This window comes from Burkholderia sp. AU18528 (assembly GCF_002223215.2).
Classification (GTDB): domain Bacteria; phylum Pseudomonadota; class Gammaproteobacteria; order Burkholderiales; family Burkholderiaceae; genus Burkholderia; species Burkholderia semiarida.
In genome coordinates this window covers 352,133-367,310 of sequence record NZ_NKFC02000004.1, presented here as the reverse complement: position 1 = coordinate 367,310, position 15,178 = coordinate 352,133, and the positions used below count along the sequence as shown (strand labels likewise).

Here is a 15,178-nt window from a genome sequence, read left to right as displayed (position 1 = left end):
GACAGACAAAAAGCGGCCGCGCGCCCGGGGCGCGCGCCGCTTTTCGGGATGAACACGGCCGATGAACGGCCGTCGTACGGGCGGCCCGCCGGCCGCCGGCGCTCAGAACGGCAGCTTGACGTCCGGCTTCGCGGCCGTCAGCACGCGGCGGAAGTCTTCCTGGATACGCTTGAGCCCTTCCTGCGTCTCGGCTTCGAAACGCATCACGACGACCGGCGTCGTATTCGACGAACGCGCGAGGCCGAAGCCGTCCGGGTATTCGACACGCAGGCCGTCGATCGTCACGACTTCCTCGGCGCCCTCGAACTTCGCCTCTTTCTGCAGCTTGTCGATCAGGCGGAAATTCTCGCCTTCGTCGAGCCAGAGCTGCAGTTCGGGCGTGCTCATCGCGTCCGGCAGGCTGTTGAGCAGCGCGCTCGGATCGGCCGTCTTCGCGAGGATCTCGAGCAGGCGCGCGCCGGTGTACAGGCCGTCGTCGAAGCCGTACCAGCGATCCTTGAAGAACACGTGGCCGCTCATTTCGCCGGCGAGCGGCGCGCCCGTCTCGCGCAGCTTCGCCTTGACCAGCGAATGGCCCGTCTTCCACATCAGCGGCTCGCCGCCCTTCGACTTCACCCACTGCGCGAGATGGCGCGTGCACTTCACGTCGTAGATGATCTGGGCGCCCGGGTTGCGCGACAGCACTTCTTCCGCGAACAGCATCAACTGGCGGTCCGGATAGATGATCTGGCCGTCCTTCGTGACGACGCCCAGGCGGTCGCCGTCGCCGTCGAACGCGAAGCCGAGCTCGGCGTCGGTGTCCTTCAGCGCCTGGATCACGTCCTGCAGGTTTTCCGGATGGGCGGGATCGGGATGGTGGTTCGGGAACGTGCCGTCGATGTCGGTGAAGCGCTCGACGAGTTCGCAGCCGAGCGCCTTGAACAGGCGCGTCGCGAGCGGGCCCGCGACGCCGTTGCCGGCGTCGACGACCAGCTTCAGCGGCCGCGCGAGCTTCACGTCGCCGACGATACGCGCGATGTATTGATCGGCGACGTCGATTTCCTCATACGTGCCGCTGCCCGTCTCGAACCGCTCGTCGACGATGCGGCGGTACAGCGCCTGGATCTGCTCGCCGTAGATCGCGGCGCCGCGCAGCACCATCTTGAAACCGTTGTAGTCGGGCGGGTTGTGGCTGCCCGTGACGACGATGCACGAATCGACGCGGCGCTCGCCGCCCTTCAGCGCGAGCGGCACGTTCGCCGCGAAATAGCCGACCGGCGTCGGCACCATGCCGACGTCGACGACGTCGACACCCGCAGCACGCAGGCCGTCGGCCAGCGCGCCGACGAGTTCCGGCCCGGACAGGCGGCCGTCGCGCGCGACGACGACCGCATCGCCGCCCTGCGCACGCACTTCGCTGCCGAATGCGCGGCCGATCCCGCGCGCCGTGTCGACGTCGAGCGTCTTGCCGACCACGCCACGGATGTCATATGCCTTGAAGATGGATTGGGAGATCATCGATTCTCTTCTCTCTCAGTTGCGTGCATGGAAAATTGTCTGGCTTGGCTGGCCGCCTCTCGCCGGTGCCGCGCATGATACATGCGGCCCCGCAAAACAAGGAATGGAACGGCTGGCGCGGTCGCGATCCCACTTATAATCGCGGGTTTCGATGACGCGCATATCGCCCATTTTAATGCCTGGCCGTCCCGCCGCCGCCCACCCGCCGCTTCCGGCCGCCCTGCCCGCGCGCCGCCGCTGCCGCGCATGCTGAAGCGCTTCGGCAACCCGGACGTCGCGAAAGCCGTCGCGAACCTCGTCTGGCTGGGGCTCGAACGGCTTACACAGATCGGCGTCGCGATCGCGATCAGCGGCCTGCTGGCCCGTTATTTCGGGCCAGATGTGTTCGGCAAATGGCAGTATGCGAATACGCTGCTCCTGGTACTGGCGCCGCTCACCTGGGTGTGCGGCGCGGAAATCCTCGTCCCGACCATCGTCCAGCGCCCGCCGGCCCAGCTCGGCGCGGTGCTCGGCAGCGCGTTCGTGCTGCGCATCGCCGTGTCGGTCGCCGCGCTCGCCGCGACCTGGATCGCGATCGCCGCGGGCGCCTTCGACCCGCTGGTCGGCGCGATGCTCGCGGGCCTCGCGGTCACGATGGTGTTCCGCGAGCCGTTCGTCGGCGTGATCAACGCGTGGCTGCAGAGCATGACCTACAGCAAGCCGCAGCTCGTCGCCAGCATGGTCACCGCGCTCGCCAAGGCGCTGCTCGTGTGGCTGCTGGTGCGCGCGGCCGCCGGCCCTGCCCGCTTCGCGTGGCTGTGGGCGCTGGAAGCCGCCGCGATCGGCTTCGCGCTGCTGCTGTACTACCGGCATCGTAACGGCGGCGCGCTCGGCTGGACGTTCGACAGGCCGCTGTTCCGGCACTTTGCGACGGCCGGCACCGTGTTCTGGCTCGGCCTCATCTGCATGTATCTGTTCCTGAAGCTCGACCGCCTGATGCTCGAGCGCCATGTGTCGTTCGCCGATCTCGGCCGCTACTCGGCCGCGCAGCAGCTCAACGAGAACTGGATCACGCTCGCGCTGATGCTCGCGCAGACCATCGCGCCCGCCTTCGTCTACCGCGTGCAGGACGTCGCGCGGCTGCGCCGCAACATCGTCCGGCTGATCGCGATGACGGCCGGCCTGATGACGGCCGGCGCGCTCGTGCTCGACGCCGCCGCCCCGCTGATCGTCGGCAAGGTGTTCGGCCGCGGCTACGAGGCGTCGGTCGACATCTTCCGCTGGGCCGTGTGGCTGTCCGTGCCGGCCGGCATCGAGGCGATAGGCAATCTTATCGTTCTCAAATATCAAGCAAAATTCGTGTTGCTCACGAAATGGCTGCTCGCGCTGGCGATCGCCGCGCTCGTGAACCTGTTCGCGATCCCGCGGCTCGGCCTGTACGGCGCGCTCGTCGGGCTGGCGGCCGGCTACCTGGCTGCTGCCGCCGTCAACTTTTATTACATCCGTTTCAAGCTGCGAACATGACGCCCTCCGATAGCCCGCCCCCGCTCGACGACGTGGCCGTGCTGATGCCGGCCTACAACGGGCACGACGACGTCGTCCGGACCCTCGCGTCGTTTCGCGAGGATGCGCGCGTGCACGTGCTGATCGTCGACGACGGCAGCACGCCGCCGATCGTCGCGCCCGACCTGCCGGGCCTCGCGATCGACGTGCTGCGCATGCCGCAAAACGGCGGCATCGAACGCGCGCTGGCGGCCGGCATCGACGCGCTCGCCGCGCGCGGCTTCCGCTACGCGGCCCGCATCGACGCGGGCGATCTCGCCGCGCCGCGGCGCCTCGCGAAAGAGCGCGCGTATCTCGGCGCCCACCCGCGCGTCGCCTGCGTCGGCATGTGGACGCAGGTCGTGTCGCGCGCCGGCGAGCCGCGCTTCATGCTCACGCCGCCCACCGATCCGCGCACGCTGCGCCGCACGCGCTTCCTGCGCTCCCCGCTCGTGCATCCGTCGGTCATGTTGCGCATCGACGCCGTGCGCGAAGTGGGCAACTATCGGGCCAAGTACCGCGCGGCCGAGGATCTCGATCTTTTTTTACGGTTAATGCAACGCTACGATTGCGCGAACCTGCCGGAACTCGGCCTGTACTACGAGCTTAACGAGGGCGGGATCAGCGCGACCAAGCGCCGGCGCCAACTGGTGTCGACGCTCACGCTGCTGCTGCGCCACTTCAACGCGCTGAACCCGTACGACTGGGCCGGCCTCGCCAAGAACCTGCTGCACTTCGTGACGCCGTACCGTACGCTGCAGCGCATCAAGCAGACGCTGTTCGCCGCGCGGCCGTCCGCCTGACGCGCATCCGGCCCGTTCGGCAATTTCGACGCTTTATTTTTTCTTTTTTTCATGTCCGCCACCTCTCCGCTGCGCATCGCGCTCGTCTGCAACACGGCCTGGGCGATCCATACGTATCGCCACGGGCTGATCCGTGCGCTCGTCGCGCGCGGCGCCGAGGTCATCGTGATCGCGCCGCACGACCGCACGGTGCCGTTGCTCGAACAGATGGGCTGCCGCTACGTCGCGCTCGCGGTCGCGTCGAAAGGCACGAGCCCGCGCGAGGATCTCGGCACGCTCGCCGCGCTCGCGCGCCACTACCGCGCGCTGCGGCCCGACCTCGTGTTCCATTACACGATCAAGCCGAACATCTACGGCTCGGTGGCCGCTTGGCTCGCACGCGTGCCGTCGATCGCGGTGACGACGGGCCTCGGCTACGTGTTCATCCAGAAGAGCCGCGCGGCGAGCATCGCGAAGCGCCTGTACCGGTTCGCGTTCCGCTTTCCGCGCGAGGTGTGGTTCCTGAACCGCGACGATCTCGCGACTTTCACCGACGAGCGCTTGCTCGCGCATCCCGAGCGCGCGCGGCTGCTGCACGGCGAAGGCGTCGATCTCGACCAGTTCTCGCCCGTGCCGCTGCCGGGCGGCGACGCGCCCGTCTTCATCCTGATCGGCCGGCTGCTGTGGGACAAGGGCGTGCGTGAATACGTGGAAGCCGCGCGTGTCGTGCGCGAGCGCTTTCCGAACGCGCGCTTCCAGTTGCTCGGGCCGCTCGGCGTCGACAATCCAAGCGCGATCGGTCGCGCGGACGTCGACGCGTGGGTCGGCGAAGGCATCGTCGAGTATCTCGGCGAAGCGCACGACGTGCGCCCGCACATCGCGGCGGCCGACTGTGTCGTGCTGCCGTCGTACCGCGAAGGCGTGCCGCGCACCTTGATGGAAGCATCGGCGATGGGCCGGCCGATCGTCGCGACCGACGTGCCGGGCTGCCGCGACGTCGTCGCCGACGGCGAAACGGGGTTCCTGTGCCGCGTGCGCGACAGCGGAAGCCTCGCGGAACAATTGATTCGCATGATCGCGCTCGGGCCGCAAGGCCGCGCGGCGATGGGCGCACGCGGCCGACACAAGGTCGCGGCGGAATTCGACGAACAACAGGTCGTCGAACGCTACAGGGAGACCATCCATTCGTTGACCGGATTCACCCTCTGAAGGAGCGCATCAGCAATGACCGCTAAAGGCACCATCCTCGTTACCGGCGGCGCGGGCTATATCGGCTCGCATACGGCCGTCGAGCTGCTCGACAACGGCTACGACGTCGTGATCGTCGACAACCTCGTGAACAGCAAGGCTGAATCGGTGCGGCGCATCGAGCGGATCACGGGCAAGACGCCCGCGTTCCACCAGGTCGACGTGTGCGACGAAGCCGCGCTCGCGAAGGTATTTGACGCGCACCCGATCACCGGCACGATTCACTTCGCGGCGCTCAAGGCCGTCGGCGAATCGGTCGCGAAGCCGCTCGAGTACTACCAGAACAACATCGGCGGCCTGCTCGCCGTGCTCAAGGTCATGCGCGAGCGCAACGTCCGGCAGTTCGTGTTCAGCTCGTCGGCGACCGTGTACGGCGTGCCCGAGCGCTCGCCGATCGACGAATCGTTCCCGCTGTCCGCGACGAACCCGTACGGCCAGTCGAAGCTGATCGCCGAGCAGATCCTGCGTGATCTCGAGGTGTCCGATCCGTCGTGGCGCATCGCGACGCTGCGCTACTTCAACCCGGTCGGCGCGCACGCGAGCGGGCTGATCGGCGAGGATCCGGCCGGCATCCCGAACAACCTGATGCCGTACGTCGCGCAGGTCGCGGTCGGCAAGCTGGAAAAGCTGCGCGTGTTCGGCTCCGACTACCCGACGCCGGACGGCACCGGTGTGCGCGACTACATCCACGTCGTCGATCTCGCGAAGGGGCACATCGCCGCGCTCGATGCGCTGGCCACGCGCGACGCGAGCTTCGTCGTGAACCTCGGCACCGGCCAGGGCTACAGCGTGCTGGAAGTCGTACGCGCGTTCGAGAAGGCGTCGGGCCGCCCGGTGCCGTACGAACTCGTCGCGCGCCGCCCGGGCGACATCGCCGAGTGCTATGCGAACCCGCAGGCCGCGGCCGACATCATCGGCTGGCGTGCGACGCTCGGCATCGAAGAAATGTGTGCCGACCACTGGCGATGGCAGGAGGGGAACCCGCGCGGTTTTGTATAATCCGCTGTCCATTTTTCGAGCGATCCCATGCTCAGCTTCGCGTCCGGCTTCATCGTCTCCTTGCTCGTCACGCTGTTCATCGTGCGCTACGCGCACCTTCACGAGAAATTCTCGATCGACAGCGACCTGGCCGGCGTGCAGAAATTCCACGTGCGGCCCGTGCCGCGAGTGGGAGGCATCGGGATCCTCGCCGGGGTCGTGATTGCCGCGCTTGTCGTGTCGCGACGCTACCCGACGATCGCCGGCAGCATTCTCGGGATCGTCGCCTGCGGGCTGCCGGCGTTCCTGTCCGGCCTCGTCGAGGACCTGACCAAGCGCGTGTCGCCCCGCGCGCGGCTGCTGTGCACGATGGGCGCGGCCGCGCTGGCGTTCTGGCTGCTCGGTATCGCGGTCAAGCGCATCAGCGTGCCGCCGCTCGATTTCCTGCTCGGCTACGTGGCCATCTCGGCGTTCATCACCGTGCTCGCGGTCGCGGCGCTCGCGAACGCGATCAACATCATCGACGGCTTCAACGGGCTCGCGTCGATGGTCAGCTTCATGATGTTCGCGTCGCTCGCGTATGTCGCGTTCCACGTCAACGACCCGGTCGTGATGTCCGCGTCGATCATCATGATGGGCGCCGTGCTCGGCTTCTTCCTGTGGAATTTCCCGGCCGGGCTGATCTTTCTCGGCGACGGCGGCGCGTATTTCATCGGCTTCATGCTCGCGGAGCTCGCGATCATGCTCGTGATGCGCAACCGCGAGGTGTCCGCGTGGTATCCGGTGCTGCTGTTCATGTATCCGATCTTCGAGACCTGCTTCTCGATCTACCGGAAGAAGTTCATCCGCGGGATGTCGCCGGGGATTCCGGACGGCGTGCATCTGCATATGCTCGTGTACAAGCGGCTGATGCGGTGGGCCGTGGGGACGAAGCATGCGCACGATCTGACGCGGCGGAATTCGCTTACGTCACCTTATCTGTGGCTGCTGTGCCTCGTCGCGGTGATTCCGGCGACGCTGTTCTGGCGGCATACCGTGCATCTTTTCGTTTTTGTTGTGGTGTTCGCGCTGACTTATGTGTGGCTTTATCTCAGTATCGTCAGGTTCAGGGCGCCGCGGTGGATGGTGGTGAGGAAGGCAAGGCGGGGCATTGAGGGGCGTCGGTAGCCGGCTCGCACGGCCCGTTGATGCCGACGGACCATCACTACGCAACCGCGAAAACTAGGCGCCCGCAGTGTTCGTGCTCCAGTTCGGCCGTCGCGTATAGATCACGACGTTGCCGTCGTCTTGAACGTAAGTGACCGCGCCTGGATTGCCGCCGGTGCGGGAATTCCAGAGCGGCGCACCCGCCGCACTGTAGACGACCAGGTTGCCATCCCCCTGCATCACCGCAAAGGCGCCCGAATAACCGAATGTACCCGAATTCCATACCGGCGCGCCGTGGCGGAGCAGCACCAGATTCCCGTCTCCTTGCATCACGAGTACGTTCGCCCCGTTGCCGGACGTAAGACTCTGGCCGCTACTGAGGACGACACCGCCATTCCAGACAGCGGGGCCGGCCGACGAGACCACATAACTCGGCGTATCGGTCGCGGTAGCAAATACCGGCACGAACAACCGGTAGATCACCATGTTGCCGTCATCCTGTACGGCAAGATATTGCTCGCCGGACTGGCCGTAGGTCGCCGAATACCATAGCGGCGTGCCATTCGCACTGTAGACCACGAAGTTGCCATCGGTCTGGAAGACAGCATACGCCCCGGGGTTTCCATACGTCCGGGTGTTCCATACCGCAGCACCATTCGTCGTGTTGTAAAGCACAAGGTTCCCGTCATCCTGCATCAGGAGCTCATGGTTCCCGGACGCGGAATACACGGCCTGCCGTGGCTTCAGCATCGTCCCTTCGTTGATTCCGCCGCTGTAGACGGCGGGTGCCGTATTGCATACCGACGAATACAGCATGCTGACGTTCGGCGTGCCCCAGCCGGTCACGAAGTCCCATCCCGCACCTGCACTGTATGCACCGTTCGACCCGTAGGTGATATCGCGAAATGCCGATGGCATCGTGACCGGAGCGTTGTACAGCGCGGGTGCAGCAAAACCGAGATTCGTCGCGCAGGCACCCGACAGCATGCGCGCCCAGGTCGCAGCAAACAGCGGCGCGGACAGGCTCGTCCCGCCCACTATCTCGAGTTGCCCGCCCACGACGACTGCTTCGCCGCTGTTCGGATCGGCGTCGAACGCGATGTCCGGCATGCCCCGAAAAGCGCGCCCCTTGAGCGCCGGAACATTCGACTGCCACGACGGGATCGGCTCGATGCCACTGATGCCGCCCCCACTGGAATCCCAGGCCGTCTCGCCTGCGTAGCTGCCGTTCCCGTTCGTATAGAGCGTCGTGCCGCCGACAGCCACCACGTACGGTGACGTCGCGGGGTATTGCACCGATGTGCCAGAGCAGCCGTACGCCACGCTTCCTGAATCGCCGGAACTGACCGAAAAAGTCTGCCCCTGCGCGACGGCGAGCTGGAACAGCGTGTCGATGACCGCCGTCGGCGCCCAGTTCTCGCAACCGCCGATCGACATGTTGATGACCCGGGCGGTGTTGTCGGTCACGGCGCGATTGATTGCAAGCGCCATATCGCTCCACGCAAACGACCGCGCAACGTAGAAATTGAGTTGCTTGAGGCCGCCGGACATCCCGACGATGGTCTGGCTATCGAGCGACCATTCCATGGTTGCGCTCGTGTCCCCGCTCGACAGTCCGGCATGAATCACGGAAACGGGTACGGCGGGCAGATGGTTATTGCTTTCGAACGTCGCCAGGTCGATGACAGACTGCGTCACGTCTCCTTCGGCGATGATGCCGACCGTGATGTTTGCCGCCGTCGGAGCGCTGCCAGCGGAATAGATGCGGGGAAAATCCGTCGGATTGTGACCCACCGTGACCGCGGAGGTCGTCGGCGATGCGTTGGAAGTCAGCGCAGCGGCGGTATTGGAAGCCCGTACGAAATTCGGGCGCAGGCGAGTCGCGGTATCGAGCCCGAGAACCCCGCGAACGACCCCGCCGATCGCGGCGGGCACGGTCTCCGGGGCCGTGTTGATATGCGTCGTGGTGCCGTCAGCCATCGCGACGGGGACAAGCGTCGTCTGGAACACATTGGATATCACGCCGGCCGGGGCATCGGCTTCGACGATCATGTTGTTGCCGGCGACCTTGATGTTCGCGAAGCCCTTACTTGCCAAGTAAGTCTTCACGGTGGCAACCTGGTCCGCAGTAGGGGCGTATTGTGCAGCAATCTGCGCAGAAGTCAGTACGGCCGCGAAACTCGCGCTTCCGGGGAGGCGCGCTTGCTGCAGAAAGCGGTTCAACCCGGCTTCGTCATTCAGCTTGAGCACCAGCACAACATGAACGGGCGCCGCCACGCTCATCGGCGTCGCGCTCACCACGTTGCCCGCGGCTCGCAGCGCCGATAGTTTGCCGGTCTGCGCCGTAGCCACGGCGGAACCCGCGTCGTCGCCGCCGCAGCCTGCAAGCGCGAGCGCCATGAGCGCCGCGCCTATTCCCCTGACAAATTGAGCCGTTTTCATCGGATTGGTATGGACCGTAGGCCTCGTATTTGGCTTTTCGCCTTTTTTCTTTACGGCAATCGCACGGGTACCTTGAGGAAAACATAGGAACGAATCGGTTGGTAGTCAAACGAATACCGCCGCGGGCCGCCCGTGGCTCACCCAAACTGCGGTATTGCCGGTCGTCGTATGGTTTCGCTCAAGGGCGCAGCGAGCGGGAATTCGCTCTCGATCCCGCTCTCAAGAGAACGGGAAGACGAATCTGGTCGCATGCGAGATCGACGATCTCGACCGCCTCACCCATGTCGAGAATGGGATCGGGCCGCTGTGGCAGCCTTCGACGCCGGTGTTGTGGCAGCCACCTCCTTTTGCCGATAAACTGGCACCCCGACATAGCCGTCCGTATGGATCGATAGCACCCGCCGGCCTTCTACTTGTCGCAAGTCATCGTGAAGAAATCGTCTGCCCAAGGCGATTATTGATAGATCATCTCCAATTAGATCGTGTTCGACTATTTCATTACTCCCAGATTTAAAAACGAACCGCGTAACCACGAAAAGCCGCTTGCGATCATGCACGTCCCGAAAACGGCGGGCACATCAGTCATCACCGGCATATCGCAATCCTTGAAAATCAACGACGAAGTTCGAGGAATCGATCGACTACTGCTCGGCACATTTGATCGACTCTCGGAGTTCGATGATGAGGTTGCGCAGACAATCCATCTTGATGAAAGCAAGATGCCCGAATCGAAGCTGATCATGGGTCATTTCTCTTACAGCACTTTGACGAATCGATACCCGCGCGCCCAACTACTGACTTTCCTTCGCGAGCCGTTATCCCGCCTCTTGTCTCATTGGGTGTACTGGCGATGTATGTCGGACGAATATCTTGTGCGTTGGGGAAGTTGGCAAGATTGCATCAAACTCTCGCGCGGCACCCTGAAAGAATTCCTGACGGATCCACGCATTGCGTGTCAAACGGATAATCTGGCCACTCGCATGCTATTGTGGCCGGACGAACGTATCGGGAATGATTCGTTCATCTCCCCGGATCAGGACTCCAGATTACTGAGAAACGCACTGAGTCGACTCGACTCAATTGCTTACAGCGATATTATCGAGAACCCATATTTTCATCAAAATTTGAGTCATTGGTTCAAGACCGAGCTGCCAATGATGCATCTTAATTCGACTGCACGTGTGCCGGAAAATCTGCGCATCCGGCTCGACAAGGAACTCGATAAGGAGACGTTGTCATTGCTGGATGACCGATGCAGGCTCGATGTGAAGCTCTGGTCCCTGCTGGCGATACGGCGATTTCCCAAGGGCGCGAAGATACCGTCGCTCCAGCGACAAATCACCATGAGGGCAATTGCCCGTTACGGGGCACTACTCGCACCGTAACGGCGGATTGCATCGCGTGCTCGATGCATTGCGCCCTTTTATCCAAGAATGGTTTCAAAAATGGCTACGGTCGGCGGGCACGCTTGGTAGTACCCGCGTCCGCTACCCTCGCGCCGCGGACTTCGGCGGGAACAACGCCGATACGGCTTGAAGGGCAGGACTTGCGGCGGTCTGATATTCCGGCACCCAGCGCCGCAGATCGCGCCGCACCTCGTCGTCGCTCAGCACGCGGTTCTGCATCAGCCACGGCAGCAATTCATCGAGCAGATGATCCGGCACTTCCCGTGCGCGCGCTATCCGCAGCTTCGGATGCGGCGTGCGCGTCGTCGTTTCGTCATCCGCGAGCAGCTCCTCGTAAAGCTTCTCGCCCGGCCGCAGACCCGTGAATTCGATCCGGATCTGGCCTTCCGAAAACCCGTACAGGCGGATCAGATCACGTGCGAGATCGACGATCTTGACCGGCTCGCCCATGTCGAGAATGAAGATTTCGCCGCCGTGTCCCATACTCGATGCCTGCAGCACGAGTTGCGATGCTTCCGGGATCGTCATGAAAAATCGCGTGATCTCGGGATGCGTGACCGTCACCGGCCCCCCCTTCGCGATCTGTTGCTGGAACTTCGGAATCACGCTGCCTGCGCTGCCGAGCACGTTGCCGAAGCGCACGGTCTCGAACTGCGTGCCGCCGCTCGTTTGCTGCAGCGCTTGACAGGCCATCTCGGCAAGACGTTTGCTCGCGCCCATCACATTGGTCGGATTGACTGCCTTGTCGGTCGAGATCAGCACGAAATGACGCACCCCGTGACGAATCGCCGCGCGCCCGACGCGATACGTACCGAGCACGTTATTGCGCAGCGCCTGCCACGCGTTGTGCTCCTCCATCAGCGGCACATGCTTGTACGCTGCCGCATGGAACACGATGTGCGGAGCATGGCGCGACATCACTTGGTCGAGCAACAGCGAATCCTTCGCGTCGCCGATGATCGGCACCACCGGCTGGTCGGGGAAACGCTCGCGCAACTCTTCAGCAAGCCTGTACATCGCGTATTCGGACAGGTCGAACGCGACGAGTTGCGCCGGCGCAAAACGAAGAATCTGCCGGCATAGTTCCGATCCGATCGAGCCGCCCGCGCCCGTCACCATCACGACGCGACCGCGCAGCAGCGCCTCGACGTGCGGCGTATCGATTGTCACCGCGTCACGACCGAGCAGATCCTCGAGGTCGATATTGCGGACCTGCGACAGGAACCCCTGCCCCGGCATCAATGCGGTCAGCGACGGCAGCACCATCGCTTTCACACCGGCGCGCACGCACAGCGTCGCCACCCTGCGCTGCGTTTCGACCGATGCCGACGGAATCGCGATGATCGCGTATTCGACCTTCAGCGCGTCTGTCCAGTGCTTCAGGTCGTTGAACGAGCCGAGCACCTTGTAGCCGTAGATCTCGCGCCCCTGCTTGGTGACGTCGTCGTCGAGCAAGCCGACCAGACGCCATTCGCCCGAACGCGACAGCTCGCGCGCGAGGCTCGCGCCGGCCGTGCCGGCGCCGAGCACCAACACGGGCTTGCCCTGCCCGACCAGCCCGCCGTACAGGTAGAACTCCTTCGTCGCGCGATACAGCGCGCGCGCCCCGCCCATCGCAAGAAACAGCATCAGCGGCGACACGAGCAGCACCGAGCGCGGGATGATCGGCGATGGCTGGAACATCACGGCGCCGATCATCACGATCACGCCACCGCCGACGACTGCCTTCGAAATGCGCATCAGGTCGGGCAGGCTCGCAAATACCCACAGCCCGCGGTACAGGCCGAACAGGTGGAACATCAGCGCGTAGACCGGCAGCACCCAGACGAGGGCCATCAGCGCGCCGCTCAGGAAATCAGACGGAACGCTGCCGTTGAAACGGATGAGATAAGCGAACAACCACGACGCGACAACGGCCGTCAGGTCGAACAGGAAAGCACTCAGTGACAGCCACGATGCTTTGGATCGCAACATCGGCGGGAAACCTCACGAATTGTTTTCGGCGGCCGCCTGAAACCGGCGCCAGCGCATGTCGATCGACCATCCCATGCATGCCAGGATGGCGTACCACGCGAAGAATGACAGCCATTGCTGCCATTCCGGGCGGCCCTTTGCCCACACGGCGACGATTATGCCTGCGAGCATGATGAGGTACCAATAAAGAGCGGTCCGTCCGTGACCTACGCCCGATCGGACCATCCTTTGATAATAGTGCTCCCGGTGCGCTTGCCAGAACTTTTCGCCGCGTAACAGACGTCTCAAAAGTGTTACAGACGCGTCCGCAATAAAGGGCGCGAACACCAGGGCCGGAAACCAGATCGGCCAGACGTCCGTACGCCAGCCCCAATAGCCGAGCGCCCCGGCCAGGAAACCGAGCGGAATTGAACCTGCATCGCCGAGAAACAGCCTGGCCGGATGGAAGTTGAGTAGCAGGAAGCCGAACGCCGCGCCGGCCACCGCCGCCCCGGTCAAGGCGAGATCGGGGGACGGATGCGCGCCCGTCAACGCCGCGACCGCGTACGCGCCAAAGCCGAACAGCGCCATACCTCCCGCGAGGCCATCTGCGCCGTCCATGAAGTTGTACAGGTTCGTGAGCCAAACCATCACGAAGCCGACGCCGACGAGCAGCCACCACGGCGCATCGGCCGGGTAGACAGCGATCAGCGCGACGACGGACGCCAGGTGCACCGAGAACCGCACGCGGGCCGGTAGCCCGCGCCGATCGTCGATCTGCGACATCGCGGCAAGCGCGGCGGCGGCGACCGCGATCAGCCACAGGTGCGGCGCCAGCGCCAGCAGCGCGACGATGCAAACCGGCACGATGCCCCACCCGCCGACACGCGGAGTCGGCAGCGTATGGAGTGAACGATCGTTCGGGATGTCGGTGGCAAGACGCCACGCGAGGCCGGTCGCGAGCAGCACGCGCAAGATGGCCGTCGATGCGATGGCGGCGGCCAGCGCCACCGCAACGGGCCACGTGAATATCGGGAAAGGCATGTCGACTATCGTTGTGTATCGCGCGAACGATACCATGCGGCGGTCGCTTCGAGGCCCTGCCGGGTCGTGTAAGGCGGTTGCCAACCGAGCACGCGCTTGATCCGGCCCGTATCGAGTTGCAGGCTGCCGGTCAAGCGGTCGATCGCCGCGCTACGGCCGGTCACCTTGCCGAGCGCACGGAGCAACGCGGCCGGAACCGGCAGAAGCCGCGCCGGCTTGCCAAGGGCGTCGCCGACCAGACGCAGCAGGCCCGTGACGGACGGTGCGTCGTCATCGGCAACGTGGAAGCATTCACCGGCCGCGTGCGGGTTCGTCGCGCATTGCAGCATTGCATCGGCGAGATTGTCGACGTAGACGATGCTGCGGCGCGAGGAGACGGAACCGAGCGGCAGCGGCATCCCGCGCGCCACCGCATCCATCATTCGCAGAAAATTGGCACGGACGGACGGGCCGTAGACGAGCGGCGGCCGCACGACGACGACATCGAGCCCGGCCGATGCGCCGAACCGCGCGAGTTGCTGTTCCGCACGCAGCTTCGAGCGGCCGTATGCGTCCTGTGGGTTGGGGCGCACGCTTTCAGACAGCGGTGCGCCGCCGTCGCTTTCGCCCACCGCCTTGATGCTGCTCGCGTACACGATCCGACGCACGCCATGCTTGCGCGCGGCCTCGGCGAGACGCAGCGTGCCCGTGACGTTGGTCGCGTCGAATGCGGCGTCGGGATCGGGCGACTCGTCGCGCATGACGTGGACACGTGCGGCGAGGTGGATCACGCAATCGGCGGTCAGGTCGGCCGGCCATTCTTCGGCGAGGCCATCGAAATCGGCGCCGCCATGCACCCACTCGCGTACGCCGTCGACGCATCCGCCCGGCCGCCGCACGAGTGCCGTGACAGCGTGCCCGGCGTCCAGCGCGAGACGGCAAACTGCGCGGCCCACGAAGCCGTTCGCGCCGGTGACAACGAGATGCGTCATGATCGCCTCCGACTCAGCCGGCGGACATCGCTACATAACCGCCTGATGCCACTGCCGATGACCACGCACGAAATCGGAGCGTCAAGCGCGCGCGTCACGACGCCACGCGCTACATCGCAGGTGGGACCGCTTGTGCCCAGCGGGCGCACGCATACGGGAAGGGGGCCAACGAAGAACACGGATGGCTCTC

General features: G+C 64.6%; 11 protein-coding genes. 6 read left to right on the top strand and 5 right to left on the bottom strand.

What is annotated here, in order from left to right; translation table 11 throughout:
* Positions 1 to 102: 102 nt before the first annotated feature.
* Positions 103 to 1,497 (bottom strand): phosphomannomutase/phosphoglucomutase, encoded by a 1,395-nt coding sequence (locus tag CFB52_RS04295; RefSeq protein ID WP_059574184.1) that lies wholly within the window; start codon positions 1,495 to 1,497, stop codon positions 103 to 105.
* 246 nt (positions 1,498 to 1,743) lie between these two features.
* Here CFB52_RS04295 and CFB52_RS04285 point away from each other — a divergent pair, with 246 nt between their 5' ends.
* From CFB52_RS04285 to CFB52_RS04265, 5 genes are read left to right on the top strand one after another with little or no spacing between them, the layout of a single operon-like run.
* Complete coding sequence (locus CFB52_RS04285; RefSeq protein ID WP_059641920.1) at positions 1,744 to 3,000, top strand: lipopolysaccharide biosynthesis protein; 1,257 nt, start codon at positions 1,744 to 1,746, stop codon at positions 2,998 to 3,000.
* Complete coding sequence (locus tag CFB52_RS04280) at positions 2,997 to 3,821, top strand: glycosyltransferase (protein WP_099316136.1); 825 nt, start codon at positions 2,997 to 2,999, stop codon at positions 3,819 to 3,821. The genes CFB52_RS04285 and CFB52_RS04280 overlap by 4 nt, the downstream gene beginning before the upstream one ends.
* Positions 3,822 to 3,872: 51 nt before the next feature.
* Entirely contained in the window at positions 3,873 to 5,009 is a 1,137-nt protein-coding gene (locus tag CFB52_RS04275) for a glycosyltransferase family 4 protein (protein ID WP_059641926.1), read from the top strand.
* 15 nt (positions 5,010 to 5,024) lie between these two features.
* A complete protein-coding gene (gene galE, locus CFB52_RS04270) occupies positions 5,025 to 6,047 on the top strand; it encodes a UDP-glucose 4-epimerase GalE (protein ID WP_099316135.1) in 1,023 nt (340 codons plus the stop codon).
* A 27-nt stretch (positions 6,048 to 6,074) separates the two neighbouring features.
* The gene (locus tag CFB52_RS04265; RefSeq protein ID WP_099316134.1) at positions 6,075 to 7,193 is read left to right on the top strand and encodes a glycosyltransferase; all 1,119 of its coding nucleotides are present in this window, start codon (positions 6,075 to 6,077) and stop codon (positions 7,191 to 7,193) included.
* 54 nt (positions 7,194 to 7,247) lie between these two features.
* Here CFB52_RS04265 and CFB52_RS04260 read toward each other — a convergent pair whose 3' ends face one another.
* Positions 7,248 to 9,572, bottom strand: a complete 2,325-nt coding sequence (locus CFB52_RS04260) for a protease pro-enzyme activation domain-containing protein (protein ID WP_099316133.1) — start codon at positions 9,570 to 9,572, stop codon at positions 7,248 to 7,250.
* A 524-nt stretch (positions 9,573 to 10,096) separates the two neighbouring features.
* Here CFB52_RS04260 and CFB52_RS34130 point away from each other — a divergent pair.
* Entirely contained in the window at positions 10,097 to 10,999 is a 903-nt protein-coding gene (locus tag CFB52_RS34130; protein WP_144029717.1) for a hypothetical protein, read from the top strand.
* A 102-nt stretch (positions 11,000 to 11,101) separates the two neighbouring features.
* On the opposite strand, the gene CFB52_RS04250 is transcribed toward CFB52_RS34130, so the two are convergent.
* Genes CFB52_RS04250 through CFB52_RS04240 form a run of 3 tightly spaced genes read right to left on the bottom strand, consistent with a single transcriptional unit; the run spans position 11,102 to position 14,988 of the window.
* Positions 11,102 to 12,994: a nucleoside-diphosphate sugar epimerase/dehydratase gene (locus CFB52_RS04250; protein ID WP_099316131.1), complete on the bottom strand. Its 1,893-nt coding sequence runs from the start codon at positions 12,992 to 12,994 to the stop codon at positions 11,102 to 11,104.
* Positions 12,995 to 13,006: 12 nt separating this feature from the next.
* The gene (locus CFB52_RS04245) at positions 13,007 to 14,017 is read right to left on the bottom strand and encodes a glycosyltransferase family 4 protein (RefSeq protein ID WP_059574192.1); all 1,011 of its coding nucleotides are present in this window, start codon (positions 14,015 to 14,017) and stop codon (positions 13,007 to 13,009) included.
* Between the two features lie 5 nt (positions 14,018 to 14,022).
* Complete coding sequence (locus CFB52_RS04240; protein ID WP_059574193.1) at positions 14,023 to 14,988, bottom strand: SDR family oxidoreductase; 966 nt, start codon at positions 14,986 to 14,988, stop codon at positions 14,023 to 14,025.
* Positions 14,989 to 15,178 lie beyond the last annotated feature (190 nt).